This is a genomic window from Bacillus sp. FSL L8-0167, from assembly GCF_038630295.1.
In the GTDB taxonomy this organism is placed as follows: domain Bacteria; phylum Bacillota; class Bacilli; order Bacillales; family Bacillaceae; genus Bacillus; species Bacillus safensis.
This window is the reverse complement of record NZ_CP152027.1, coordinates 1,495,685-1,520,963: the sequence shown is the minus strand read 5'-3', so window position 1 is coordinate 1,520,963 and position 25,279 is coordinate 1,495,685. Positions and strand designations below refer to the sequence as shown.

At 41.3% G+C, this 25,279-nt stretch carries 26 protein-coding genes; all 26 read right to left on the bottom strand.

Features of this window, described 5'->3' with window-relative positions:
* Positions 1–4 precede the first annotated feature (4 nt).
* Positions 5–322 carry a flagellar hook-basal body complex protein FliE gene (gene fliE, locus MHB66_RS07740; protein ID WP_034281774.1) on the bottom strand — a complete coding sequence of 106 codons (318 nt, stop codon included), beginning with the start codon at positions 320–322 and terminating at the stop codon, positions 5–7.
* Positions 323–333: 11 nt separating this feature from the next.
* Positions 334–786 carry a flagellar basal body rod protein FlgC gene (gene flgC / locus MHB66_RS07735; protein WP_024424179.1) on the bottom strand — a complete coding sequence of 151 codons (453 nt, stop codon included), beginning with the start codon at positions 784–786 and terminating at the stop codon, positions 334–336.
* Positions 786–1,175, bottom strand: a complete 390-nt coding sequence (gene flgB, locus MHB66_RS07730) for a flagellar basal body rod protein FlgB (protein WP_046310927.1) — start codon at positions 1,173–1,175, stop codon at positions 786–788. The genes flgC and flgB overlap by 1 nt, the downstream gene beginning before the upstream one ends.
* A gap of 288 nt (positions 1,176–1,463) precedes the next feature.
* A complete protein-coding gene (gene codY / locus MHB66_RS07725; protein WP_007499612.1) occupies positions 1,464–2,243 on the bottom strand; it encodes a GTP-sensing pleiotropic transcriptional regulator CodY in 780 nt (259 codons plus the stop codon).
* 34 nt (positions 2,244–2,277) lie between these two features.
* Positions 2,278–3,678, bottom strand: coding sequence for an HslU--HslV peptidase ATPase subunit (gene hslU, locus MHB66_RS07720; protein ID WP_024424180.1), 1,401 nt, complete (start codon positions 3,676–3,678; stop codon positions 2,278–2,280).
* A gap of 16 nt (positions 3,679–3,694) precedes the next feature.
* Positions 3,695–4,240: an ATP-dependent protease subunit HslV gene (gene hslV, locus MHB66_RS07715; RefSeq protein WP_034281773.1), complete on the bottom strand. Its 546-nt coding sequence runs from the start codon at positions 4,238–4,240 to the stop codon at positions 3,695–3,697.
* Between the two features lie 14 nt (positions 4,241–4,254).
* Complete coding sequence (gene xerC / locus MHB66_RS07710) at positions 4,255–5,172, bottom strand: tyrosine recombinase XerC (protein WP_034281771.1); 918 nt, start codon at positions 5,170–5,172, stop codon at positions 4,255–4,257.
* A 62-nt stretch (positions 5,173–5,234) separates the two neighbouring features.
* Positions 5,235–6,539, bottom strand: a complete 1,305-nt coding sequence (gene trmFO, locus MHB66_RS07705; protein ID WP_024424183.1) for an FADH(2)-oxidizing methylenetetrahydrofolate--tRNA-(uracil(54)-C(5))-methyltransferase TrmFO — start codon at positions 6,537–6,539, stop codon at positions 5,235–5,237.
* A 70-nt stretch (positions 6,540–6,609) separates the two neighbouring features.
* On the bottom strand, positions 6,610–8,685 hold the full coding sequence (gene topA, locus MHB66_RS07700) for a type I DNA topoisomerase (RefSeq protein ID WP_041108973.1): 2,076 nt from the start codon (positions 8,683–8,685) through the stop codon (positions 6,610–6,612).
* A gap of 193 nt (positions 8,686–8,878) precedes the next feature.
* Positions 8,879–9,781, bottom strand: a complete 903-nt coding sequence (gene dprA / locus MHB66_RS07695) for a DNA-processing protein DprA (protein WP_046310923.1) — start codon at positions 9,779–9,781, stop codon at positions 8,879–8,881.
* A gap of 63 nt (positions 9,782–9,844) precedes the next feature.
* Positions 9,845–10,747 (bottom strand): succinate--CoA ligase subunit alpha, encoded by a 903-nt coding sequence (sucD, locus tag MHB66_RS07690; protein WP_007499624.1) that lies wholly within the window; start codon positions 10,745–10,747, stop codon positions 9,845–9,847.
* 22 nt (positions 10,748–10,769) lie between these two features.
* Positions 10,770–11,930, bottom strand: coding sequence for an ADP-forming succinate--CoA ligase subunit beta (sucC, locus tag MHB66_RS07685; protein ID WP_024426972.1), 1,161 nt, complete (start codon positions 11,928–11,930; stop codon positions 10,770–10,772).
* Positions 11,931–12,105: 175 nt separating this feature from the next.
* Entirely contained in the window at positions 12,106–12,381 is a 276-nt protein-coding gene (locus tag MHB66_RS07680; protein ID WP_003211418.1) for a FlhB-like flagellar biosynthesis protein, read from the bottom strand.
* Entirely contained in the window at positions 12,378–14,117 is a 1,740-nt protein-coding gene (locus tag MHB66_RS07675) for a hypothetical protein (RefSeq protein WP_046310920.1), read from the bottom strand. Before MHB66_RS07675 ends, MHB66_RS07680 begins: the two co-directional genes overlap by 4 nt.
* Before the next feature lie 26 nt (positions 14,118–14,143).
* A complete protein-coding gene (locus MHB66_RS07670) occupies positions 14,144–14,908 on the bottom strand; it encodes a ribonuclease HII (RefSeq protein ID WP_046310918.1) in 765 nt (254 codons plus the stop codon).
* Positions 14,909–14,984: 76 nt separating this feature from the next.
* Entirely contained in the window at positions 14,985–15,833 is an 849-nt protein-coding gene (gene ylqF / locus MHB66_RS07665; RefSeq protein WP_046310915.1) for a ribosome biogenesis GTPase YlqF, read from the bottom strand.
* A 90-nt stretch (positions 15,834–15,923) separates the two neighbouring features.
* Positions 15,924–16,271, bottom strand: a complete 348-nt coding sequence (rplS, locus tag MHB66_RS07660; RefSeq protein ID WP_008354510.1) for a 50S ribosomal protein L19 — start codon at positions 16,269–16,271, stop codon at positions 15,924–15,926.
* Positions 16,272–16,408: 137 nt separating this feature from the next.
* Entirely contained in the window at positions 16,409–17,143 is a 735-nt protein-coding gene (trmD, locus tag MHB66_RS07655) for a tRNA (guanosine(37)-N1)-methyltransferase TrmD (protein ID WP_024424189.1), read from the bottom strand.
* Positions 17,140–17,664, bottom strand: coding sequence for a ribosome maturation factor RimM (rimM, locus tag MHB66_RS07650; RefSeq protein ID WP_024424190.1), 525 nt, complete (start codon positions 17,662–17,664; stop codon positions 17,140–17,142). The genes trmD and rimM overlap by 4 nt, the downstream gene beginning before the upstream one ends.
* Positions 17,665–17,672: 8 nt before the next feature.
* On the bottom strand, positions 17,673–18,059 hold the full coding sequence (locus MHB66_RS07645) for a YlqD family protein (RefSeq protein ID WP_024424191.1): 387 nt from the start codon (positions 18,057–18,059) through the stop codon (positions 17,673–17,675).
* A gap of 103 nt (positions 18,060–18,162) precedes the next feature.
* Entirely contained in the window at positions 18,163–18,408 is a 246-nt protein-coding gene (locus MHB66_RS07640) for a KH domain-containing protein (RefSeq protein ID WP_024424192.1), read from the bottom strand.
* Positions 18,408–18,680: a 30S ribosomal protein S16 gene (gene rpsP, locus MHB66_RS07635; protein WP_008344841.1), complete on the bottom strand. Its 273-nt coding sequence runs from the start codon at positions 18,678–18,680 to the stop codon at positions 18,408–18,410. The genes MHB66_RS07640 and rpsP overlap by 1 nt, the downstream gene beginning before the upstream one ends.
* Positions 18,681–18,785: 105 nt before the next feature.
* The gene (gene ffh / locus MHB66_RS07630; RefSeq protein ID WP_034281763.1) at positions 18,786–20,126 is read right to left on the bottom strand and encodes a signal recognition particle protein; all 1,341 of its coding nucleotides are present in this window, start codon (positions 20,124–20,126) and stop codon (positions 18,786–18,788) included.
* Positions 20,127–20,139: 13 nt separating this feature from the next.
* Positions 20,140–20,472: a putative DNA-binding protein gene (locus MHB66_RS07625; RefSeq protein WP_012009935.1), complete on the bottom strand. Its 333-nt coding sequence runs from the start codon at positions 20,470–20,472 to the stop codon at positions 20,140–20,142.
* A gap of 143 nt (positions 20,473–20,615) precedes the next feature.
* Positions 20,616–21,602: a signal recognition particle-docking protein FtsY gene (ftsY, locus tag MHB66_RS07620; RefSeq protein WP_024424194.1), complete on the bottom strand. Its 987-nt coding sequence runs from the start codon at positions 21,600–21,602 to the stop codon at positions 20,616–20,618.
* 21 nt (positions 21,603–21,623) lie between these two features.
* Complete coding sequence (gene smc, locus MHB66_RS07615) at positions 21,624–25,184, bottom strand: chromosome segregation protein SMC (protein ID WP_046310911.1); 3,561 nt, start codon at positions 25,182–25,184, stop codon at positions 21,624–21,626.
* Positions 25,185–25,279: the final 95 nt, after the last annotated feature.

Sequence of the window (25,279 nt, the reverse complement as noted above, 5' to 3'; positions counted from 1 at the left end):
CCTCCTACATCTGCATTCTCATAATCTCTTGGTACGCTTCGACTGCTTTATTTCGAAACTCTGTTGCAGCTGTGAGTGTGACACTCGCTTTTTGTGAAGCAATCATGACTTCATCGAGATTGACATCTTTTCCTTGTGCAAGCGCATTTGTATACTGGTCTGATTTCAGCTGTGATTGATTTAATGCCTCAATGGAATTCTTCAGCACATCAGAGAAATTCGTTTGACTTTTAGGTGCAGCCGCCTGAATGGGCGTTGCATTCGTCAATTCACTTGCTTGCTGAGCAGTTTGAAGCTGGAAAGGAGATATTGCATTAACCAATTGTTTTCACCTTACTTTCCTATTTCTAAAGCTTTCATCAGCATGCTTTTATTCGCATTTAGAGCAGTCACGTTTGCTTCATATGATCTTGAGCTGCTGATGAGGTCGACCATTTCTTTTAATGGATCGACATTTGGTGTTTGAACATATCCATTTTCATTGGCATCGGGATTTGTAGGATCATATTGAAGGTTGAATGGAGTTTCGTCTTCAGTAATCTTTGTTACCTTGACGCCGTTTCCTAATTTGCCGCTCGAATTCATACTTGAGTTCAATATAGATGAAAACGATTCACCTGACGGCTGTAATGTGACAAGCTTACGTCTATAAGGCTCCCAGTTGCCATCAACCTGTTTAGCTCTTGTCGTATCCATATTTGCAAGGTTTGAGGATACAACGTCCATTCTGAGCCTCTGTGCCGTTAATGCTGAGGCCGAAGCGTTCACTCCTGAAAAGATCGACATCACTTACCTCCTGTCAAAACTGTTTTAAGAGAAGTGAATTTCCCGCTCATTCTTTCCACCAGCGCATTATACTGAATTTGGTTTTTAGCGAGTTCACTCATCTCTTGATCAATATCGACATTATTTCCGTTTTCTTGATAAGAAGTACGGTTGCTCGAAACAACTGAATAATTAGACCCTGTTTTTGAAAAATCAATGTGACCTTGGTACGTTTTTTTAGCATCTAATTTGATTGACGCATCATTTAGCATGTCATGGAATGCGACGTTTTTCGACTTGTAGTTCGGTGTATCTATATTCGCGATATTATTGCTTATGACTTTTTGCTTAACATTCGCTCTGCCCAAGGCATTCTCAAGGTTGCTTATCGTTCCAGAAAATATATCCAAAACCATATACCTCCAATCATATGTATTTCATTCCATTTAATCATGTCGAGATTTGTAAAACCATATGTTCATTGTAAGAAATAATAGGATTAAAGTCTATGATGTATATGTAAAAAAAACTCGTAATATATATCTATTTTACGAATAGGTATAAAGGCCTAGATTCAAAGCACTACAGATTTGTAAGGGGTTTCTTGGAAAAAAGAGTGACATTTTTCGGACAAATCCTCATTTTTTCACATAAAAAAACCCTTTTCAGCATTTATTTCGGCCAAAAAGGGTTTTTGATTAATGAGATTTTAAATTTTCGAGTTCAATTAAAAATTTGTTGTTTAACACTTTGATGTACGTTCCTTTCATTCCAAGAGAACGAGATTCGATTACGCCTGCACTTTCTAACTTACGTAAGGCGTTTACGATCACTGAACGCGTAATCCCTACACGATCTGCAATTTTACTTGCGACAAGAAGACCTTCGTTTCCATCCAGCTCTTCAAAAATGTGCTCAATCGCTTCAAGCTCACTATATGAAAGAGAGCTAATCGCCATTTGGACAACCGCTTTGCTTCTTGCTTCTTCTTCGATTTCCTCTGCTTTCTCGCGAAGAATCTCCATTCCAACAACTGTTGCCCCGTATTCAGCAAGAATTAAATCATCATCTGTGAATGTATCTTGTAAGCGGGACAGGATTAACGTACCTAAACGATCTCCTCCGCCGATAATTGGGACAATTGTTGTTAAGCCTGATTGGAATAAGTCACGGTTCTCAATCGGGAAAGCTGTATATTCACTGTTAATATCAAGGTTTGAAGACGTTTCAGGGACATTGAATAGACTCTTTGTATATTCCTCAGGGAACTGACGATCTTCTAGCATTTTTTTCATACGTGCATTTTCGATCTGCTGATTAATGGAGTAGCCAAGAAGCTTTCCCCTTCTGCTTAATACGAAAATGTTTGAATCAATGACATCTCTTAGTGTTTCTGCCATTTCTTTAAAATTAACTGGTTTCCCCGCTGCATCTTGCAGCATTGAGTTAATAATCCTTGTTTTTTGTAGTAACGCCATAATAATGATCCTCCTAGATTACTTTATTCATTTGTTAAAGTATAAATTGACTTAAATCTTTGTTATTTGCAATCTTTCCTAGCTTCTCTTCGACATACTGAGGGGTAATGGTCACTGTCTCCATCGTAATATCAGGCGCCTCAAATGAAAGCTCTTCAAGCAGCTTCTCAAGTATGGTATGAAGCCTTCTTGCACCGATGTTATCTGTCTCCTGATTGACATGATAAGCCACTTCGGCAATCTTATGAATAGCATCGTCAGAAAATTCAAGAGATATACCTTCTGTTTCAAGTAAAGCTTTATATTGCTTTAATAATGCATTATCTGGTTCCGTTAAGATTTTCACAAAGTCTTCTATACTTAATTTATCTAATTCTACACGGATTGGGAAACGTCCCTGAAGCTCCGGAATCAAATCTGATGGCTTTGCCATATGAAATGCACCTGCTGCAACAAACAGCACATGATCAGTTTTAACGGCACCATATTTCGTCATCACAGTTGAACCTTCTACAATCGGTAAAATATCACGCTGAACCCCTTCACGAGAAACATCTGCAGATGATGCACCACCGCTTTTGGCAATTTTGTCGATTTCATCGATAAAAATAATTCCTTGCTGCTCTGCTTTGTAGACCGCTTCCTGACTGACTTCATCCATATCAATCAGTTTTGAAGCTTCCTCAGCCGTTAACGCCTTTCTTGCTTCTCTGACAGTCAGCTTTCTGCGTTTTTTCTTTTTAGGCATGAGATTGCCGAGCGCATCCTGCATGTTCATACCCATTTGCTCCATACCCGAGCCTTGAAGCATATCAAACATGGAAGGCTGCTGTTCTTCTACTTCAATCGTGACGTAATGATCTTCAAGTTCTCCCATAGCCAGCTGATGAGCGATTCGCTTTCTTGTCGATTCGAGTTCCACTTCTTCATTTGAATGATCTCGATCACGGTCATCTTCATCAGAACCGCCAAACAGCATCTCAAAAGGATTTTTCACAGACTGGCTCTTTTTCTTACCAGGAACAAGTAAATGAACAAGACGTTTATTTGCTTGTTTTTCTGCTTCTTCTTGAACATCTTTCATCTTTTCTTCTTTGACAAGTCTAATCGCTGTTTCAACTAAATCTCTCACCATGGACTCTACGTCACGGCCGACATAACCCACTTCAGTAAACTTCGTCGCTTCCACTTTAATAAAAGGCGCACCAGAAATTCGAGCAATTCTGCGGGCAATTTCTGTTTTCCCCACACCTGTTGGGCCGATCATTAAAATGTTTTTAGGAACGACTTCATCCTTTAGCTTATCATGTAAAAGACTTCTTCTGTAACGGTTTCTTAAAGCCACCGCCACTGCTTTTTTCGCATCAAGCTGACCAATGATGTATTGATCAAGCTTTTCAACTATCTCTCTTGGGGTAAACGGCTTTTTCTCCATACGTCTCATGTCCTTTCTATTCAAGCTCTTCTAAAGTGATTTGATCGTTCGTGTAGACACAGATTTCTCCGGCCGTTTCAAGAGCGGCCTTTGCAATTTCTCTCGCTGTGAGATGATCACCTGCATGGGTTTTGAGAGCTCTCCCGGCGCTAAGCGCATAGTTGCCGCCTGAGCCAATTGCCAAAATCCCATCATCTGGTTCAATGACCTCTCCAGTTCCAGAGACGAGCAAAATACTTTCTTTATTCATGACGATGAGCATAGCCTCAAGCTGCCTTAGCATCTTGTCACTTCGCCATTCCTTCGCTAGTTCTACGGCTGCCCGCTTTAAGTTACCACCATATTCTTCAAGCTTTGTTTCAAACTTTTCAAAGAGTGTAAAAGCATCTGCTACTGAACCTGCAAAACCTGCAAGCACCTTGCCTCCGAAAAGACGGCGCACTTTTTTTGCTGTGTGTTTCATCACGACAGCCTGCCCGAAAGTAACTTGACCGTCGCCAGCCATTGCACTTTTTCCTTTATGTTGAACGGCAAAGATGGTTGTTGCATGAAATGATGACATGAAAAAACCTCCTTTTAGGATCGTTTAAAAGCCCTTGGGTGATGAGACATGTACGTGTTTCTTAAAGAATCTTTTGATACATGCGTGTACACCTGTGTAGATGATAAATTTGAATGACCGAGAAGTTCTTGAACACTTCTCAAATCTGCTCCCTCGTTTAAGAGATGCGTGGCAAAGGTGTGCCTCAACATGTGAGGATGGATATGTAATGTACCTGACGCCTTTTTCATTAATTCAGTGAGAATGAATCGAACACCTCTGTCTGTAAGAGGCGTCCCGCGCTGATTCAAAAACACATGAGTATCAGCACGGTCTTTCCCCTTAGCTTTCAGCTTCTGCCTTCCATCCTCTAAATAAGTAATGAGCGCTTCATGAGCATATGACCCGAAAGGAACATACCGCTGTTTGCTGCCTTTCCCATGAACAAGCACTGTATCCATCGATAAATCAAGATCAGATTCTTTTAATGAACATAACTCACTGACCCTCATACCTGTTGCATAAAGAAGTTCTAAAATGGCTTGATTTCTTTGCCCAAGTGGTGTGCTGACATCAGAAACTGTAAAAAGCTCTTTTAGTTCCTCTTCATACAAAAATGAAGGAATCCGCTTATCCTGCTTTGGTAAGCTAACGAGTAAAAAAGGATTTTCTTTCACAAGCTGTTCTCTTAATAGAAATTTATAAAAGCTGCGAAGCGCAGAGACTTTCTTACTAATCGTTCTTCTTGTCAGGCCTTTTTCATAAGCTTCTGTTAAATAAATTCTCGTATCTTGATAGGATACCTCTTCAAAACCGTCTATTCCTTGAATGTTCATAAATCTGACAAACTCTTCAATGGCTTCTGTATATCCTGAGATCGTTAAAGCTGAATAGTTTTTTTCAATTTGCAGATATTCAATGAATAAGTGGACAAGACGCTGTTTATTCGTCATTTTTACACCTCTTTAAGGCTTTTAAATGGTATCACATATCTTGCTTTCCGTGCAATGTTTTACTACAGAGATTTCGAAATAGTTTGAATAGTTTCGATTGCACGCTTAGCGTACTCTGCATAACGTTCTTGTTTGTTTTTAATTCGAACTCCTAGATCTTTCAGCAAACCAAAATTCGCATTCATCGGCTGGAAGCTTTTCTTGTTTGTCGATGTGATGTAGTGAGCCATACTGCCAATCGCTGTTTCCTCCGGAAGTGTCACAAGCTCTTCTCCTTTGACAAAACGAGCGGCGTTAATACCAGCCACTAGTCCCGACGCTGCGGACTCGACATACCCTTCAACGCCTGTCATTTGTCCGGCAAAGAATAGATCATCTCTATTTTTAAACTGATAAGTCGGTCTTAAAAGGCTTGGCGAGTTAATAAATGTATTACGGTGCATCACGCCGTAACGGACAATCTCTGCTTCTTCAAGACCTGGAATCAAACGGAATACTTCCTTTTGATCGCCCCACTTCAGATGTGTCTGGAAGCCAACGATGTTATATAAAGTACCTGCTGCATCATCCTGTCTTAATTGAACAACAGCGTAAGGTCTTTTGCCTGTTTTCGGATCTTCAAGTCCTACTGGCTTCATCGGACCAAACAGCATCGTTTTCTTTCCTCTTTTCGCCATGACTTCAATTGGCATACAGCCTTCAAAGAAGATTTCTTTTTCAAATTCTTTTAATGGTACAGTTTCAGCAGAAATGAGCGCCTCATAAAAACGATCGAATTCTTCTTCTGTCATTGGACAGTTTAAATAAGCAGCTTCTCCTTTGTCATAGCGAGATTTCAAGTACACCTTATCCATATCAATGCTGTCTTTCTCTAGAATAGGTGCTGCTGCATCGTAGAAATAGAGATATTCTTCTCCTGTTAACGATTTTAATTCTTTGGAAAGTGCTTCAGATGTCAGCGGGCCAGTCGCGATAATTGTCGGACCTTCTGGAATGCTCTGCACCTCTTCTTGAAAGACAGTAACATTCGGATGATTTTTCACGCGGTCTGTCACGTTTGCTGCAAATTCATGACGGTCTACTGCAAGCGCGCCGCCAGCAGGAACTGAGCTTTCATCTGCTGCTGCGATAATAGCTGAATCTAAATGACGCATTTCTTCCTTTAATACACCTACTGCATTCGTCAAAGCATTCGCACGCAGTGAGTTGCTGCATACAAGCTCCGCAAATTTATCTGTGTGGTGAGCCGGCGTTTGTTTCACAGGTCTCATTTCATATAAATTGACTTTAATGCCTCGTTTAGCGATTTGCCATGCTGCTTCACTTCCAGCTAAACCGGCTCCGATCACATTTACAAATTGACTCATTGTACAACTCTCCTATTTCGTAAGGTCTGTTTGATGACATAAAAAAGCAGGTGAACAAGGCTGCTCACCGCTATTTTTGTTGTTCCTCTTTATAATCACAGTTCACACATTGAACTTGAACGCCTTTTTTCAGCTTTTTCTCTACAAGCATATTTTCGCATTTTGGACACTTTCTTTCAATTGGTTTGTCCCAAGAGACGAATTCACACTCTGGAAAACGATCACAGCCGTAAAAAATGCGGCGTTTCTTCGATTTTCGTTCAACAATGTTTCCTTCATGACATGACGGGCATTTGACACCGATATCTTTGACAATTGGTTTTGTGTTACGGCAGTCAGGAAAGTTAGAGCAAGCCATGAACTTACCGTATCGACCCATTTTGTACACCATCGGATGTCCGCACTCTTCACAATCAACTCCGGCGTATTCCGGCTCAATCTCAACTTCTTGCATCTCTGCTTCAGCTTTTTCTACCCGTTTTGCAAAGTCTTGATAGAAGCTGTCGATAATACGAACCCATTCGATCGTACCTTCTTCAACACTATCAAGTTCCTTTTCCATTTTCGCTGTAAATTCAACGTTAATGATTTCAGGGAAGAATTCAATGATTAAGTTGAGTACAATCTCTCCAAGCTCTGTCGGAGTAAATCGTTTATTATCAAGTGCGACATAGCCGCGCTTTTGAATCGTATCTAATGTTGGTGCATACGTAGATGGACGGCCTATACCGAGCTCTTCAAGTGTTTTGACCAATCTTGCCTCAGTGTAACGCGGAGGCGGCTGTGTGAAGTGCTGTTCAGGTTCGATATCTTTTGAAAGAACTGTATCCCCTTCTTTGAGATCAGGAAGCATTTTGTCCTTTTCCTCTAGCTGGTCGTCCTTTCCTTCCACATAAACCTTCATAAACCCAGGAAATTTCACTTTACTGCCATTCGCACGGAAAGTAAGACCGTTATGATCAAGATCCACACTCATTGTATCAAGAACAGCCGGCGCCATTTGGCTTGCCACGAATCGTTCCCAAATCAATTTATACAGACGAAGCTGATCGCGGCTTAGCACATGCTTGACATCTGCCGGTTTTCTTAACGTAGAAGTCGGGCGGATGGCTTCGTGAGCATCTTGTGCATTTTCATTCTTTTTGGCCGGTCGTTTTGTTGTGTTTAAGAAATTCTTGCCGTACGTCTGATCAATGAAAGCAGATACTTCTTCAATCGCCGTATTGGAAATACGTGTTGAGTCCGTTCTCATATATGTAATGAGACCGACTGTACCTTCTTTACCAAGATCAATTCCTTCATATAATTGCTGTGCAATCATCATTGTTTTTTTCGCACGGAAGTTTAATTTTCTTGCAGCTTCCTGCTGTAAAGTAGAAGTCGTAAACGGAACGGCTGGATTACGTTTCCTCTCTTTTTTCGTTACTTTCTCTACAGAGAATTTGCTTCCTTTTAATTTCGAAAGGATTTCTTTTACATCTTCTTTTGTTTTCAATGGATGTTTTTTGCCATTGAGGCCAAAGAAACTCGCTTCGAAGCTTTCTTTTCCTTTAAGGAATGTACCGTCAATTGTCCAGTATTCTTCTGGTTTAAATTCATTAATTTCATTCTCGCGATCAATAATCAGGCGGAGTGCAACTGATTGAACACGTCCGGCACTTAAGCCCTTTTTCACTTTCTTCCATAAAATCGGACTGATTTTATACCCAACGAGACGATCTAAAATCCGTCTTGCCTGCTGCGCATCAACTAAGTCCATATTGATCATACGTGGATGCTTAAAGGAATCCTTAATCGCATCTTTTGTAATCTCGTTAAAAACAACGCGGCAGTCAGAAGAGAGGTCAAGGTCAAGGCTGTGTGCCAAATGCCAAGCAATCGCTTCTCCCTCTCTATCGGGGTCAGCTGCGAGATAGACTTTTTTTGCTTTTTTCGCCGCTGTTTTTAATTCTTTTAAAACCGGGCCTTTCCCGCGAATCGTAATATATCTCGGTTCGAAGTCATGCTCAGTATCAACACCGAGCTGACTTTTCGGTAAATCCCTTACGTGCCCCATTGAAGCTTTTACTTTATACTTTTTTCCTAAATAACGCTCAATCGTTTTCGCCTTTGCTGGCGACTCAACGATGACTAAATAATCAGCCATACTCAAAATCCCCCTTAAGAGGTGTTCTCTCTTTATACATTTCCCAATTCATATTTATGTTAATTGCACCTATCTAACAGGCAATTATTAAAAATTCTTTATGATGAACATCATTATAAACACGAAAAACAAAGTGTAAACTTAAATCCTCACTATTATTAAATATTCCGATGTCTTTTGTCAAACGATATTTTTATGTTGGTTCAGTATATTGAACGCTGCGGAAGGAGAATTCCTCTAAAATATCTTTTGTTGAATGAACAAGCTTTGCTCCCTGCTGAATGAGTCTTGCCGGACCTGTGGAATTAGGATCAAAGATGGATCCAGCAACCGCAAATACCTCTTTTCCTTGCTCAAGTGCTTGATAGGCTGTAATAAGAGAACCGCTCTTTTCTTTGCACTGTATCACGATGGTTCCTTTCGTCAGTGCACTAATTAAACGATTTCTCATTGGAAAATGCCACTTTTCTGGTTTGACATAAGGAGGGTGCTCTGACAAAAGCAAATGATGCTCGCCCATGTATTGAGCCATTTGCTCATGCTCTTTTGGGTATAAATGCTGAAAACCGCCTGCTATAATGCCGATCGTTTTTCCTTTTTTCCTGATGCACTCTTTATGTGCAAGTCCATCAATTCCTTTAGCTAAACCACTGACAATCATCCAATCTTCCTTTACAAGCTCACCAACAATTTTCTTCACACATGCTTCTCCATAAGACGATGGAACTCGCGTGCCGACTACACCTAAACTTTTTTCTTCATTTAAATATGATACGTTTCCTTTTAGGAATAACACAGGGGGAGGATCATAAATATTTTTTAGTGTGCTGGGATATAAGGGTGATGTGATGGGAATCATGTGAATGTTTTGCTTTAAATAGGCTTGAACGATGTGTTGAAAAATGGGGAATTCATTTTCTTCAGCTTTTTTTAAGCGGGTAAAGTCGATCGTTTGTAACTCTCGATCCTGTTTAAAATGATGTGTTTCTTCATTTATATATAGCTCAGGATCGACTTTCCACCATTTTGTTAATAATGAGGGTGAGATGAGGCCTTTTAAGCGGTGAAAAATCATTCTTTCGGACACGTTGTACATACCATTCCTCCAGTTTAAGATAGAAAGAAGAAGACTTGCCAAAGAACAAGTCTTCTTGTGTCATTAATGCGTTTTACAAGCTTCGAAGAGATTCTTCTCTTTTAATACTTTAATCAACGTTTCTCCCATGACAGATGGTGTTTCTGCCACTTCAATTCCACATTCACGCATTGTTTTTACCTTTTCATCAGCTGTTCCTTTACCACCAGAAATAATGGCACCAGCATGTCCCATACGTTTTCCTGGAGGCGCCGTTTTACCGCCAATAAAGCCAACGACTGGCTTAGTCATATTTGCTTTTACCCACTCAGCTGCTTCTTCTTCAGCCGTACCGCCGATTTCACCGATCATAATCACAGCATGCGTTTCAGGGTCTTCATTGAATGCTTTTAAAACATCAATAAAGTTTGTCCCATTTACCGGGTCTCCCCCGATTCCTACAGCTGTCGATTGTCCAACACCAGCTTCTGAAAGCTGATGTACCGCTTCATATGTAAGCGTTCCAGAACGAGAAACAACACCCACATGACCTTTTTTATGAATGTAGCCAGGCATGATACCAATTTTACATTCTTCAGGTGTGATGACACCTGGGCAGTTTGGCCCAACTAGTCTTGTCTTTTTCCCTTCCATATACCGTTTCACTTTGACCATGTCAAGCACTGGAATATGTTCAGTGATACAAATGACGAGATCGACTTCTGCGTCAACAGCCTCTAAAATGGCATCTGCCGCAAATGGTGCTGGTACATAGATAACAGAAGCGTTCGCTCCAGTTGTCTGCACTGCTTCAGATACAGTATTAAATACAGGAACTCCTTCTACTTCAGTTCCACCTTTTCCAGGTGTGACACCGCCAACGATATTTGTTCCGTACTCAATCATTTGTTTTGTATGGAACAATGCGGTTGAACCGGTAATCCCCTGAACAATTACTCTCGTATTTTTATTAATAAATACACTCATTTAGGTTCCCTGCCTTTCTGCTCTACTTGACTAAAGATACAATCTTTTCTGCCCCGTCAGCCATAGACTCAGCAGAAGTGATATTTAAGCCTGAATCACTCAGGATTTTCTTCCCTAATTCAACGTTTGTTCCTTCAAGACGTACAACAAGTGGTAATGTTAAGCCGACCTGTTTCGTCGCTTCAACAACACCTTCTGCAATCACATCACATTTCATGATGCCGCCAAAAATGTTCACGAAAATCCCTTTGACATTTTGATCAGATAAGATGATTTTAAATGCTTCCGTTACTTTTTCAGCTGTTGCACCGCCGCCAACATCTAGGAAGTTTGCAGGGTCCCCGCCGTAATGCTTGATGATATCCATTGTAGACATCGCAAGTCCTGCTCCATTGACCATACAGCCAATATTTCCATCTAAAGAAATGTAGCTTAAGTCATATTTAGATGCTTCAATTTCTTTTGGATCCTCTTCATCAAGGTCACGGTATTCTAATATATCTTTTTGTCTATATAAGGCATTGCTATCAAAGTTTAATTTTGCATCAAGTGCCATGACTTTTCCATCGCCTGTTACAACAAGTGGATTAATCTCAGCAATTGAACAATCTTTTTCAATAAACGCATTGTAAAGGCTTGTCATAAACTTAACAGCTTGGCCAACTAATTTTGTTGGAATATTAATTTTAAATGCTACTTCTCTCGCCTGATAGCCTTGCAGGCCAATCGCTGGGTCGATGACCACTTTGACGATTTTTTCTGGCGTTTTTTCTGCTACTTCTTCAATTTCAGTACCGCCTTCTTCAGATGCCATCAATACAATTCTTGATGTCGCTCTGTCCAAAACTAGTCCAACATAGTATTCCTTTTGAATATCGCAGCCTTCTTCAATAAGTAAGCGTTTTATTTCGCGCCCTTCAGGCCCTGTTTGATGTGTGACAAGTGTCTTGCCGAGCAATTCCTCTGCAAACCCTTTCACTTCATCTTTCGTTTTTGCAATTTTTACCCCGCCTGCTTTACCACGGCCGCCTGCATGAATCTGTGCTTTTACGACATATACAGAGCTCCCTAGCTCTTCTGATGCTTTCACTGCTTCATCAGGTGTAAATGCTACTTTACCATTTGGAACTGAAACCCCATATTTTCTTAGGATTTCTTTTCCTTGGTACTCATGGATATTCATTTCCCATCCTCCCAACATATGTAGAAACAAAAATTATAAAATAGACTGCGCTTTCATTTTAAAGAATAAAAAAGAGAATGTCTAGGGTTCTATGTAAAATCGTAAAATCCTTCTAAACATTCAAACTTTTATTTTATTAAAAATATAAATTTTTCAGCCAAATCACTTTTTTACCTTATTTTTTCATTTTTTGATCTAATCTGTAGATAAACGAAAAAATTTCTGCTACAGTATCGTATAACGCTTCGGGGATCTCCTCATCTAATGTTAAGTGGCGCATGAGTTCGACTAAATTACGGTCTTCCTGGATTGGGACTCCCGACTTTTTTGCTTCTTCAATAATATGATCTGCCACATAGCCGCTGCCTGTTGCAACGACTTTTGGCGCCTTTTGTTTTTCTTCATCGTAATGCAGAGCGACCGCTCTTCTAAGCGGTTTTGAATCCTTCATACTCGTAAGTCCAGCCCTTTCTCGCTGATTTTATGAAAGTGTTCATCTAGAAATTGAGACGGATCTACTGGCTCTTGTCTCTTTTTTGCTGTAATTCCCGTTAAACTGTATCCTAGAGCATTTAAATTCTCCCGAACAGCCGGAATCATCGGATTAATGGTTCCTTGCAGTTCATGGGCTGTCTCGACAGTAATGGACATGACCTTTTGCTGAATCGTACAGTCTATTAAGGTTTCTTCAAGGTTTTCCATGTTTAGATAAAACATCAGGCGGCACTGAGAAATATCAATAGAGCCATCTTTTTTCTTATGTCCCTTTAGTATAAAGGTTAAATCTTGAACACTATGTTTTGAGAAAAGAGGATAGGAAACCATCATTTGACTGACGGTTTGGTTCTCCTGCTGCACAAATAACTGCCCATTCAATCTATGAAATAATTGATCCACTTCTTTTTTAATGGGCTCTGGTAAATCCGCCTGCTTCACATCATTCAGCACAAGCTTTAATTGGTGCAGCTCCTGACTTTTGACATCCTGGCTGCCTTTTTCGAGCAGTTTCAGCATACCGATTTCATCACGTACACCAATTGCCTTTTTCATCGTCATAAGTAAATCGAGCACATCAGTTTTATTGCTTAATGTTGGTTCAGTCTGCTGCACCACCTGGGCCAAAGCTTTTGCCTCTCTTTTTGACAGGAAGGGAAACTCTTTTTGAAGCACAGCTCCTTTTGCGTCAGGCTGAGATCCTGCCTGCTGGAGCTCTTGCAGCAATGCTGTGAGCTGTTTTAAGTTGGGCTCTTTCTGCCCGTCTGCACCTTGTTTCATCAAGCTTGTCAGTATCCGCTCAATTTGCTGAAGCGGAATTTGCAGCGCTGTTGGACTTGTTGACTGCTGCTGCACGTTTGTCTGAAGGACTTGGGACGGCTGACGCTCTTGAACAATTGAGGCAAGACTATTTTCTTTTTGCTGAGACGGATTGAGCGGAGTCGTTATTGGTGAATTCCCGTCTTGCTTCGCCACGCCTTCTCTCGCTGCTAGAAGGACCGATAAGAGCTTTTCTGCATGGACAGCTGTCTCTGCATCTACAACTGACCGAACGGCTTGTATAAGGGTCTGTGTGGCATCTGTGTGCTTCGGAAGCTGTGTTAATTGATTTAATAGCGCTGTTATATCCTGGTGAAGGGCAGAGGATGATTTTACGGCTAAAATAGATTGAAGCACCCCTTGCTGGATCGGTAAATCTTTCTTTAAAGCAAAGAGAAGTGCCTGGAGCCCTTTCTTCACATCAGCTCCTTGAAGCTGTTCGATCCACTTCACTGCCGTTTTTAACTCTCCTTCGTTGATGACCGGCTTTTCCTTTAAAAAAGCTGTAGCCGTCAGCATGTTTTCAATCCCATTTTTCAGTGAGAGACCTTCTAATAGTTTGGCTGCTGCATCCTTTAATGTCTTAGGATCTTGATCAAATTGCTGAACGGGTCTTAGTTTATTGAGGCTGCCTCCACCCTCTTGTTCAAATTGGAACCAATAAAACGCGTCTGCTTTAAGCTGAGCCGCCAGCTGTGCTTTTATTTTCGTTGAGCCTATTTGAACAAGGGCTGTATCATCTCCAAGCATTTTTAGTACCTTGCCGAGAATCAGCCGATGAACATTATCCTTCCCTTCGGTGTTTAATGGAACCGATTCGGCCGTATTCAGCCGGCTATTCAGTGCTGTATGTATGTCCTCAACTCTTGTCATCACAGGCAGCCTCCTTAGATTAAAATTTATGATATAACAGATTTCACCGGCGCAAACGATAATCGGTGGATTGGGGTAGCACCATGTGTTTGAATCGCAGCCAGGTGCTCTTTTGTTCCGTACCCTTTATGTTTTTCAAATTGATACTCAGGATATTTACGCCCGTACTCTCCCATCATTTGATCCCTTGTCACCTTCGCAATACATGCACCTGCTGCAATGGATGCACTTTTTGCATCTCCTTTGATAATATTCTCTTGGTGGGTAGAAAGCGGGAGTGTCATGGCATCTATGAGTAGATAATCAGGTGTATGAGTTAACTGCTCTACAGCTCTTACCATCGCCAGTCTTGATGCTTCATAAATATTGATTTCATCGATCGTAGCCGCATCAACAATGCCGATTCCGATATCAAGTGCTTCTTTTTGAATTAAATCATAATAAGCCAATCTTTTTTTCTCAGATAATTGCTTTGAGTCGTTTAAACCGAGCAGGACTGTCTCTTCCTTTAATATAACGGCTGCTGCCACAACTGGGCCGGCAAGCGGTCCTCTTCCTGCTTCATCTATTCCAGCAATACATGTGTATCCCTGCGCCTTTGCTTTGTTTTCAAATTGCAGCATGTCATGCCATGCTGCGTGAAGTGCTTGCTGCTTTTCTCTCTCTTTGCGCCACTTTTCTATCAGTTTTTGGACACTTTTTCTCGTATCATCTTTCACAAGCTCGCGAATGTATGACTCGTCGCCTTCATGCTTTTCTATTAGTTCTTTTATTTGCTTCACCGTGTACATAGGCTTTTTCGCAGCCTCCTTCTTTATATCGGCAGTTTTTCGCAAAAAATAAAGACCCGCATGAGCTGCGTGTCTTTTAGCTTTCAGGCTTCTCAAAAGTGAGGGGACCAAATTTTTCTGTTCGAATATCCCGAATAATAATTTCGGTGGTTTTGTCATAGTTTATGAATCCCCCGCTCATTAGACAGCCGCGCTTAGTGCCAATTGCATCAAACAGCTCAACCGTATCTTCAGGTATCTCCGCTAGGTCATAGCGTTTTTTTAATCGCTCTGGGTAATTCTCTTCTAGAAAACGAAGTGCATACACAGCGACATCCTGTAAGTTGATGATCGAATCTTTGATCGCTCCAGTCACCGCAAGCCTGAGTCCTACCTGCTCATCTTCAAACTTCGGCCAGAGGATTCCAGGGGTATCGAGCAGTTCTAGTTCTTTCCCTACCTTCACCCATTGCTGTGATGTCGTAATACCAGGCCTGTCTCCTGTTTTGGCAATGTTCCTTTTTGCTAAACGATTGATTAAGGTCGATTTTCCGACGTTGGGAATCCCGATAATCAGTGCTCGAATGGCACGTGGTTTGACGCCTTTTGCTTTCATGCGGTCGAATTTTTCTTTTAAAATTTCTTTTGAAGTCGTGATGATCTGATTTAACCCTTGTCCATCGACTGAGTTAATGGCAAGTGACCGAACGCCTTGCTGCTCAAAGTGCGCCTGCCACTCCTTTGTCATACGAGGATCTGCTTTATCTGCTTTGTTTAAGAGCATGATTTTGGGTTTGTTTTGAAGGATTTCTTCGATCATTGGGTTTCTAGAGGACATCGGAATTCTTGCATCGGTTAATTCAAATACGATGTCGATGAGTTTTAATTTTTCTGTGACTTCACGTCTTGCTTTTGCCATATGGCCTGGAAACCATTGAATCGTCATATGTGCACCTTCTTTCTTCTACCTGTTATCTCTATACATTGTACAAAAAAAGAGCCTGTTACAGGTAACAAGCTCTTTCCTTTGATATCATTATCGTCTGATTTCTTTGATACGAGCCGCTTTACCGCGAAGTTCACGTAGGTAGTAAAGTTTCGCACGACGTACCTTACCGTGACGTACAACTTCGATCTTAGCGATTTTTGGTGTGTGTACAGGGAATGTACGCTCAACGCCTACACCGTAAGAGATCTTACGAACTGTGAAAGTTTCGCTGATTCCACCACCACGACGCTTAATTACAACACCTTCAAAGATCTGGATACGCTCACGAGTACCCTCGACAACTTTAACATGTACACGTAAAGTGTCACCAGGACGGAACGCAGGAAGATCAGTGCGTAATTGTTCTTTTGTGATTTCTTCAATCAAATGTTGCATCGTTTTCAACTCCTTCCAACAGATGCTCATGTCCTCTTTCTTCATTGCAGCGGAACATCGTTTTCAAACTTGGATCAGCAAGCCGTCCAAGTCACAAGTAGTATCATATCATACCTCTATGCCGTGTGCAATACAATCTAGTCATTATGAAGCTGCCAAAGCCATCTTTTTTCTTCATCCGTTAATGTTTTGCAAGAATCGATCAAATCTGGCCGTCTTGTATAGGTTCGCTTCAAGGATTCTTTGCGCCGCCACTCTTCAATTTTGGCATGATTTCCAGAGAGGAGCACATCCGGCACTTTTAGTCCTTTATAATCCGCCGGCCTTGTATAGTGCGGGTGCTCAAGCAGACCTGTACTGAATGAATCTTCGATGTGAGACGCTTCTTTTCCAAGCACATGAGGCAAAAGCCTGACCACACTGTCTGCAATCATCATCGCTGGCAGCTCTCCGCCTGTGAGGACGAAATCTCCGATTGAGATCTCATCTGTGACAAGATGCTCCCTGATGCGCTCATCGTAGCCTTCATAGTGGCCGCAAATGAACATAAGATGCTCTTCTTTTGCAAGTTCTTCTGCTTTCTTTTGTGTATATCTTTCCCCTTGAGGACAGACAAGAATGATTCGGGGTTTCGTGCTTGCTTTCTTCGTTAAATCTTCTACCGCATCAAATACGGGCTGCGCTTTCAGTACCATACCAGCACCACCGCCATACGGATAGTCATCCACTGTTTTATGCTTATGATCCGAATACTCTCTAAAATTGACGACTTGAAATGAGACAGCTTCTTTCTCCTGTGCTTTTTTTAAGATCGATGAGTGAAGCACACCTTCGAACATTTCAGGAAAAAGGGTTAAGAAATCGATTTTCATTCGTCAATAAGTCCTTCCATCACTTCAATGTGTACGGTTTTGGATGAGATATCGATCTTTTTGACGACAGATGGTATATATGGAATGAGGGCATCTTTTTTGCCTTTTCTTCCAACCACCCACACATCATTTGCCCCTGGCGTAAGGATTTCTTTGATTTGGCCGATCAGCTTGTCCTCTTCATCGTATACTTCACAGCCGATGATTTGGTGGAAATAAAATTCTCCTTCGTCTAATGACCCAAGATGTTCTTTTTCTACCTTTAAGATTGATTCTTTCAAATGCTCTGCTTCATTTAATGAGTTGATTTCTTCAAATGTGAGCAAATCAAACTGTTTGTGCTGGCGATGCGATGCGACAGTTACTTTCAGCGGCTCGCTTTGACCTTGCTTAAAAATATAGAGGACGCTTCCCTTTTTGTAGCGCTCTTCTGGGAAATCTGTCTTTGACACGACGCGTACTTCTCCGCGCACTCCGTGTGTATTGACGATCTTTCCAACATTCAACCATTCTAGCTCCATGTTCTAAATCACCCCTGACGTATTTCCACAATGGTGCCGTCTTTCACGACGATGACATTATCTTGCATCTTGTCATCCCATTTATCACCTATTTTTACTTCAACCAGTGCATCCACTTCTGTTTCTTTCATTTCACTTCCAAGCGGCAAAATATGCAGCTGCTCTACTTGAAAATCAATTTGCCGGATCTTCTCTTGCCTTTTATCGATCGCTTTTTGAAATTGAGGGATGGCTTCTTGCTGATGTGGTTCTTTTTCATGTTTTTTTAGTTGAAAATATAGTTGATTGCATTCACGTTCTAGTCTTTCTTTTTTCTCCAAAAAAGTCGTTAACAGTTTGTCCTTACTGCTTTCAGTTAATACTTGCATCACGGTGACATGTTGAATGATCTGCATCTTCCTTTTTGTCCCCCTATCCGAAGGCATTTGTCCTCTACAGTATAACGAAAAATAGATTTAAACGTGTAAAAAAAGGGGAGGTCCTAAGCCCTCTCCCTTTTTAGTCAGCAATCTCAAGTTGAACTTTCTTAGAAGACTCTGCACTTGCTGCAAAAATGACTGTTCGTATCGCTTTTGCTGTACGTCCCTGCTTTCCGATCACTTTTCCGGTATCTTCAGCATTGACAGACAGTGTGTAAATCACCTGCTCATCTTTTTCTAATGAAGATACGTGAATATCTTCAGGGAAATCAACAAGTGGCTCGACGATGGACACAATCAATTCTTCCAAGGACAGCTCATTCATTATTTGCTGTTTTTCGCATTATGAAATTTTTCAAGAATTCCTTGGCTTGAGAAAAGATTGCGAACTGTATCAGATGGTTTCGCACCATTTTGAAGCCATTTAAGCGCTAATTCTTCGTTGATTTTCACCTCAGCTGGTGATACCACTGGGTTGTAAGTTCCAACTGTTTCGATGAAACGACCGTCACGTGGTGAACGAGAATCTGCTACAACAATACGATAGAAAGGAGATTTTTTTGCTCCCATACGTTTTAAACGAATTTTTACTGCCATTTTACTAGCACCTCCGAAAATATTTCAACAAGATAGTATATTAACAATGATAAAAGGGTTTGTAAAGTGTTTTTTCTTAACAACGGTTTTATCATGTATAACCAATTACATAAATGGTAATTTAAAGCCCTTTTTCTTTCCTTTGGACATGTTGGTCATTTGCTTCATCATCTTTTTCATTTCATCAAATTGCTTTAAAAGGCGATTGACTTCCTGTACAGATGTTCCGCTTCCCTTTGCAATCCGTTTTCTTCGGCTTGCATTGATGACCTCTGGCTGTTCTTTTTCCTCGGTCGTCATTGATTTAATGATCGCTTCGATATGATTGAGCTGCTTTTCGTCTACTTGGACGTTTTTGAGCCCTTTCATTTTACCGGCTCCCGGCATCATTTGGATCAGTTCATCAAGTGGACCCATATTTCGAACTTGGCCAAGCTGCTCGAGGAAATCATCGAGCGTGAAGCTCATTGTCCGCATTTTTTGCTCAAGCTCTTTCGCTTTATCTTGGTCGACGTTTGCCTGTGCTTTTTCAATCAGCGTGAGCACATCTCCCATGCCAAGAATTCTTGATGCCATCCGCTCTGGATGGAATGGTTCAATCGCGTCAAGCTTTTCTCCTAGTGCAGCGAATTTAATCGGCGTATTGGTGACAGCTCGAATAGAAAGTGCTGCACCGCCTCTTGTATCACCGTCTAGTTTTGTTAGAACGACACCTGTTAAACCAAGCTGTTCATTAAAGCTTTTCGCGACATTGACCGCATCTTGACCTGTCATAGAGTCAACAACTAGGAAAATTTCTTCTGGATTTGCTACTTCTTTTACTTGCTGAAGTTCATCCATTAATTCTTCATCGATATGAAGACGTCCTGCTGTATCTAAAATGACATAATCATGGTGTTCTTCTTTCGCTTTTTCAATTGCCTGTTTGGCAATTTCGACAGGGCTGACTTGATCACCTAATGAAAACACCGGCATATCAAGCTGTTTCCCAAGCGTTTGAAGCTGCTGGATCGCTGCTGGTCGGTAAATATCAGCAGCTACCATCATCGGCTTGCGATTATGTTTTTTGCGAAGTAAATTGGCAAGCTTCCCTGTTGTGGTTGTTTTACCTGCCCCTTGAAGACCAACCATCATAATGACTGTTGGAGATTTTTTCGCTACAGCGATCTTACTCTCTTCTCCGCCCATTAATTCAGTGAGTTCTTCTTTTACAACTTTAATGACCTGCTGTCCAGGGGTAAGGCTTTTCATGACCTCTTGTCCAACTGCCCGCTCACTTACTTTTTTCACAAAGTCTTTGACTACTTTAAAATTGACGTCAGCTTCAAGAAGGGCAAGGCGTACCTCGCGCATCATTTCTTTTACATCTTGTTCTGACACTTTTCCTTTGCCGCGGATTTTTGAAATCGTCTGCTGCAGTCGGTCGGCTAATCCTTCAAATGCCATACTGTGCCGCCTCCTAATCTAATTTCTCAAGCGATTCAATTAAAGCTTCTGCTTCTTCTGTTTGCGCAGAATCAGCTACAAGCTCTCTCATTTTTTTGAGAAGTTCTTTACGCTCTTTAAATTTCTTAAACAAGAGCAGCTTTTCTTCATATTGTTCAAGCATCGCTTCAGTCCGTTTAATATTATCATAAACAGCCTGCCTTGATACTTCATATTCATCCGCAATTTCACCGAGGGAAAAATCGTCTAGGTAGTAAAGCGACATGTAGCTCTTTTGCTTTGCGGTCAACAACGATTGATAGAAGTCAAACAAGTAATTCATTCTCGTTGTTTTTTCAAGCGTCATGGGCTCTCTCCCCTTTGTTAAGTTCATTCCCTTTACATCAACTAAGTTTACACGGTTCTCTTCTGTGTGTCAAGTTTTTATCTTGTCACTTCATGAAGCTACGCATAAATAAAAATGCCAGCAGATTTGCCGGCATTTTTTTGTTAGTCTTGTTGATCAATTACGTCTGAGAATAATCCATACACATACGATTCTGCATCAAACTCTTGCAGATCGTCCACCTTTTCACCTAAACCGACAAGCTTCACGGGAATGTTCAGCTCATTTCGAATCGCAAGAACAATTCCGCCTTTTGCAGTACCGTCAAGCTTTGTTAAAGCAATCCCTGTCACATTTGTCGCTTTAGAAAATTCCTTAGCTTGTGCCATGGCGTTTTGACCCGTTGTCGCATCAAGAGCGAGCAATACTTCATGAGGTGCATCTGGAACCTCGCGTTCAATGACTCTCTTGACCTTCTCCAGCTCTTTCATCAAGTTGACTTTGTTTTGAAGTCTTCCTGCTGTATCGCAGATGAGGACATCCGCATTTTTCGCTTTTGCTGATTGAACGGCATCATAGATCACCGCTGCTGGATCAGAGCCTGCCGTTTGTTTGACGACAGGAACACCTGAACGTTCTCCCCACACTTCAAGCTGCTCGATGGCACCGGCACGGAACGTATCACCTGCTGCTAAAATGACGGATTTCCCTTCATTTTTCAGCTTATTTGCAAGCTTGCCGATAGTCGTTGTTTTCCCAACACCGTTGACGCCTACAAATAAAATGATATTCAAACGCCCGTCTTCAATGTTCAGCGCAGAGATTTGTTCCTCTCCGCTATTGTAGATATCAACCAGTTTTTCAGAAATGACCGCTTGTACTTCGCTTGGGTCTTGAATGTTTCTTAATTTCACTTCTTTTTTCAGCTCATCAATCAGTTCCATCACAGTTGTGAAACCGACATCAGCGCCGATCAGAACCTCTTCCAGCTCTTCAAAAAAGTCTTCGTCGACTTTGCGGTAGCGGGAAATCAGTTCATTTACTTTTCCTTGGAAGGAGTTTCTCGTTTTTTCGAGTCCATCTTTAAACTTTTCTGATACTGAATCGGTTTGCTGCGTAAATTTTTCTTTTAATTTCTTAAAAAAGCTCATTGGTTCAAAAACCTCCTTTAATTACTGGACAAGCTCTTTCGTTTCTTCTAGTTTGACAGATACAAGCTTAGAAACACCTGATTCCTGCATGGTCACGCCGTAGAGCACATCGGCTTCTTCCATTGTTCCCTTGCGGTGCGTAATGACAATGAACTGTGTTTCCTGGCTGTATTTCTTTAAATATTGCGCAAAACGGAAAACATTTGCTTCATCAAGCGCCGCTTCTACCTCATCTAACACGCAGAATGGAACAGGTCTCACTTTTAAGATAGAGAATAGTAAAGCGATCGCTGTTAAGGCTCTCTCTCCGCCTGAAAGAAGGCTTAAGTTTTGCAGTTTTTTCCCTGGCGGCTGCGCGACAATATCAACGCCAGAGTTAAGTAAATCATTTGGATCTGTCAGTTTAAGATCTGCTCTTCCGCCGCCAAATAATGCTTGGAAAACAGATTCAAAGTGCCTACGGATTTGAGAGAATGTCTCAGAGAAACGCTTTGTCATCTCTTGATCCATTTCTTCGATGACTTGGAATAATGTATTTTTCGCTTCTGTCAGATCATTTCGCTGTTCTGTTAAGAAAAGATAGCGTTCATTCACACGTTCATACTCGTCAATGCTGCCTAAGTTTACTGTTCCAAGCTCTTCAATGGCTAGTTTGATCAGCTTCACTCGTTTTCTTGCTTCATCTGGCGATAACGTCAACTGATACATCTCTTTTGCTCCTTCAAATGAAAGAGCATATTCATCGTTCAAATAAGCGATCAGGTTATCGAGCTCGACTTCCATACGGCCAAGCTTAATTTCTTCATCTTTTAAGCTTGTGGTGAGCTGCTTATACAAACGTTTTTGTTCTTTAAGCTCACGTTCAGCAAATTCTAATGTTTCAGAAAGAGCGAGACGCTGCTTACGGCGCTCTGAAATGAGTGCGGTTGTTTTGTTTTTGTTTTCCAGCTTCTCTTTCGCCGCTTCTTCCAGCTGTTCGGCTCCGCTTGAACTAGATGACATTTCACTTGTTAAGAGTGACAGATCTTCTTTTGTTTCCATCAGCGTCTGTTCTGCTTCTTCTAATTCAGCCATTAAGCTCGAAAGCTTTTCTTGTTCATTCGCTAAGGACTGCTCTTTTTTGGCAAGCGAGATTTTCAGCTCAGTTAATTCAGCAGAAATGGTTTCCTTCGTTGAGCTTTGCGTCTGCTTACGCTTTGTTAATGTATTGATTTCTTGATCAAGAGCCGTCAGTTTCTCACCTATAGAGGCTTCAAGAGCGACCTGCTTTTTGTCCTTCTCCGCGAGTTCAGTAGAACGCTGCTGCAATTCTTCTTTTTCTTGATCATAGAGTTCAAGATGAGCATTGATATTTTTTTCTGCAACTTGCAGTTCGTATAGCTTCCCTTTGAGATCTTGCTGCTTTTCACGAAGCGTTTCGCCGCGCTGACGCAGTTCGTTTAATTGGCTTTCGTTTGCTCCGATCAATTGCTTCGTTTCTTTTGTTTCCTTTTCAAGGATCGTTGTTTTCTCTTCCATTTCAACGAGCTGCTTTGTTAACGTTTCGATCTCCCGGTTTCTTGAAAGAAGAGAGTTGTTCTTTTTCTTTACGCCGCCACCGGTCATTGAACCGCCGGGGTTTACGACATCTCCATCAAGGGTCACGATGCGGTAACGATGTCCAAGCATTTTCGCCAGTTCATTGGCGCCTTTTAAGTCTCTAACGATCAGCACAGTTCCAAGCAAATTCTGAATCACCTTTTGATACTTTTCGTCAAAGAAAACAAGGTGACTCGCTACGCCGATAAATGCAGCATGCTGCTCTGCTGTTTGAACATCTCTGAGCTGAATGGTTCTTTCTTTGATCACGTTCATTGGCAGGAAGGTTGCACGTCCAAAGGAATGCTGCTTTAAGTATCCAATCGCTTGTCTCGCAGCTGCTTCATTTTCTGTAACGACGTGCTGCGTGGCTGCACCCAGCGCAATTTCAATCGCTGTCTCATACTGCTGATCCGTTTGAATCAGCTCTGCAATGGCACCATGAATACCGCCTAACCGTTCTTTTGCCTTTAAGACCTCTTTCACTCCTTGGAAAAAGCCTGAGAAGTCTTCCTGCATGGATTCAAGCATTTCTTTTTTGGATTTTGCCTGCTGTACGTATTGATAGGCTTGGTAAAGAGCCGTTTCTTTTTTCTCGTATTGACGTTTCATTTGCTCAAGCTTTTGTTCTGCTTCTCTAAAGCGTTTTACTTGAGCTAGAATGTCTTCTTCCAGTGCTGAAAGCTGCTGCTCAGCTTCTGTTTTCTTTTCTTTAACAGACACTCGTTCTTCGATATGTTTTTGGTTATTTTGCGTCAGCCGCTCTAGCTGCATGGCTGCTTGGCGCTGCTGTTCTTCTAGTAATTTACGTTCATTACGGATGGAAGCCTGTTCATTGAGCAGATCAAAATAATCGCTTTTCAGCTGTTCAATTTGACCTTCCACATCTTCACTATGAAGCGACAGTTGATGCTGCTTTGTGTTCACTTCATCTTTTAGCTGCTGCACTTCTTTTTGCAGGCTGTCACGCGTGATTTTCTGCTGCTCAATCTTTCCGGTTAACAGCGCTTGCTTTTCAGTTAAGCGAACGAGCGTTTCTTCAAGCTGTCCTTGGTTTGCAGCGGCATTTTTTTTCCGCTCTTTTAGCACTTCTTTTTTTCCTTCAAGCTTTTCTAATTCCTCACTTGTGAAAAGAAGAACTTCTTGGAGGTCATTAATTGATTCGTCAAGCGCTTGAATGCGGTCTCTCGACTCTTCAATTTTGGCTTCTTTTGCTTGGATATCTGTAGACTGCTTTATTTCATCTTGTTTGAAGCGCTCGACTGCTTCACCAAGTGTTGTCCATTTTTCATGAAGTGCTTCGATGTCATGGACAGTTAAGGCAATTTCCACATTTTCAAGCTCTTCTTTTTTTTGCAAATAGTCCTTTGCAATAGAGGCCTGCATTCTTAATGGTTCTACTTGGTCTTCAAGTTCATGCAGAATATCTTCTACTCGGTTTAAGTTGTCCTGCGTTTCAAACAGTTTATTCTCGGCTTTTTTCTTTCTTGTTTTATATTTCAAAACGCCAGCCGCTTCTTCAAAGATGCTTCTTCTCTCTTCTGCCTTACTTGATAGAATTTCCTCTACCTTTCCTTGGCTGATGATTGAAAAAGCTTCCTTTCCAAGACCTGAATCCATGAAAAGATCAATAATATCCTTTAAGCGGACAGATTGATTGTTTATGAGAAATTCACTTTCTCCTGAGCGATAGACCCTTCTTGTCACACTGACTTCGTGAAAATCGATCGGTAAAAAGTGATCTTCGTTATCTAATGTTAAAGTCACCTCTGCTAGATTGACTCTTTTTCTTGAGTCACTTCCTGCAAAAATGATATCTTCCATTTTTCCTCCGCGGAGGCTTTTCGCTGATTGTTCTCCAAGTACCCAGCGGATAGCATCGGTAATATTACTTTTGCCGCTCCCGTTTGGTCCAACCACAGCTGTGACCCCTTTAACAAAGTCCACGGTCACTCGCTGTGCAAATGATTTGAATCCTATCACGTCTAAACGTTTGAGGAACATGAGAGTGATCCTCCTTATGTATTTAAAGTACTATCATCTTACCATATGAAGTGAAAAAAGATGATGGAAAACAGAGTGAAATCCCCCTGAATAAC

What these genes read in the sequence shown, in the direction of transcription:
- flgC (WP_024424179.1), bottom strand. Translation starts at nt 786, where the DNA reads ATGTCGATCTTTTCAGGAGTGAACGCTTCGGCCTCAGCATTAACGGCA.
- MHB66_RS07675 (WP_046310920.1), bottom strand. Translation starts at nt 14,117, where the DNA reads ATGACAAGAGTTGAGGACATACATACAGCACTGAATAGCCGGCTGAAT.
- ftsY (WP_024424194.1), bottom strand. Translation starts at nt 21,602, where the DNA reads ATGAGCTTTTTTAAGAAATTAAAAGAAAAATTTACGCAGCAAACCGAT.
- MHB66_RS07645 (WP_024424191.1), bottom strand. Translation starts at nt 18,059, where the DNA reads ATGCAGATCATTCAACATGTCACCGTGATGCAAGTATTAACTGAAAGC.
- topA (WP_041108973.1), bottom strand. Translation starts at nt 8,685, where the DNA reads ATGGCTGATTATTTAGTCATCGTTGAGTCGCCAGCAAAGGCGAAAACG.
- rpsP (WP_008344841.1), bottom strand. Translation starts at nt 18,680, where the DNA reads ATGGCAGTAAAAATTCGTTTAAAACGTATGGGAGCAAAAAAATCTCCT.
- sucD (WP_007499624.1), bottom strand. Translation starts at nt 10,747, where the DNA reads ATGAGTGTATTTATTAATAAAAATACGAGAGTAATTGTTCAGGGGATT.
- ffh (WP_034281763.1), bottom strand. Translation starts at nt 20,126, where the DNA reads ATGGCATTTGAAGGATTAGCCGACCGACTGCAGCAGACGATTTCAAAA.
- MHB66_RS07680 (WP_003211418.1), bottom strand. Translation starts at nt 12,381, where the DNA reads ATGAAGGATTCAAAACCGCTTAGAAGAGCGGTCGCTCTGCATTACGAT.
- dprA (WP_046310923.1), bottom strand. Translation starts at nt 9,781, where the DNA reads ATGTACAACGTGTCCGAAAGAATGATTTTTCACCGCTTAAAAGGCCTC.
- xerC (WP_034281771.1), bottom strand. Translation starts at nt 5,172, where the DNA reads ATGACGAATAAACAGCGTCTTGTCCACTTATTCATTGAATATCTGCAA.
- MHB66_RS07625 (WP_012009935.1), bottom strand. Translation starts at nt 20,472, where the DNA reads ATGACGCTTGAAAAAACAACGAGAATGAATTACTTGTTTGACTTCTAT.
- smc (WP_046310911.1), bottom strand. Translation starts at nt 25,184, where the DNA reads ATGTTCCTCAAACGTTTAGACGTGATAGGATTCAAATCATTTGCACAG.
- rimM (WP_024424190.1), bottom strand. Translation starts at nt 17,664, where the DNA reads ATGGAGCTAGAATGGTTGAATGTTGGAAAGATCGTCAATACACACGGA.
- trmD (WP_024424189.1), bottom strand. Translation starts at nt 17,143, where the DNA reads ATGAAAATCGATTTCTTAACCCTTTTTCCTGAAATGTTCGAAGGTGTG.
- trmFO (WP_024424183.1), bottom strand. Translation starts at nt 6,539, where the DNA reads ATGAGTCAATTTGTAAATGTGATCGGAGCCGGTTTAGCTGGAAGTGAA.
- rplS (WP_008354510.1), bottom strand. Translation starts at nt 16,271, where the DNA reads ATGCAACATTTGATTGAAGAAATCACAAAAGAACAATTACGCACTGAT.
- hslU (WP_024424180.1), bottom strand. Translation starts at nt 3,678, where the DNA reads ATGGAGAAAAAGCCGTTTACCCCAAGAGAGATAGTTGAAAAGCTTGAT.
- codY (WP_007499612.1), bottom strand. Translation starts at nt 2,243, where the DNA reads ATGGCGTTACTACAAAAAACAAGGATTATTAACTCAATGCTGCAAGAT.
- hslV (WP_034281773.1), bottom strand. Translation starts at nt 4,240, where the DNA reads ATGTCATCATTTCATGCAACAACCATCTTTGCCGTTCAACATAAAGGA.
- sucC (WP_024426972.1), bottom strand. Translation starts at nt 11,930, where the DNA reads ATGAATATCCATGAGTACCAAGGAAAAGAAATCCTAAGAAAATATGGG.
- MHB66_RS07670 (WP_046310918.1), bottom strand. Translation starts at nt 14,908, where the DNA reads ATGTACACGGTGAAGCAAATAAAAGAACTAATAGAAAAGCATGAAGGC.
- MHB66_RS07640 (WP_024424192.1), bottom strand. Translation starts at nt 18,408, where the DNA reads ATGAATGAGCTGTCCTTGGAAGAATTGATTGTGTCCATCGTCGAGCCA.
- ylqF (WP_046310915.1), bottom strand. Translation starts at nt 15,833, where the DNA reads ATGACGATTCAATGGTTTCCAGGCCATATGGCAAAAGCAAGACGTGAA.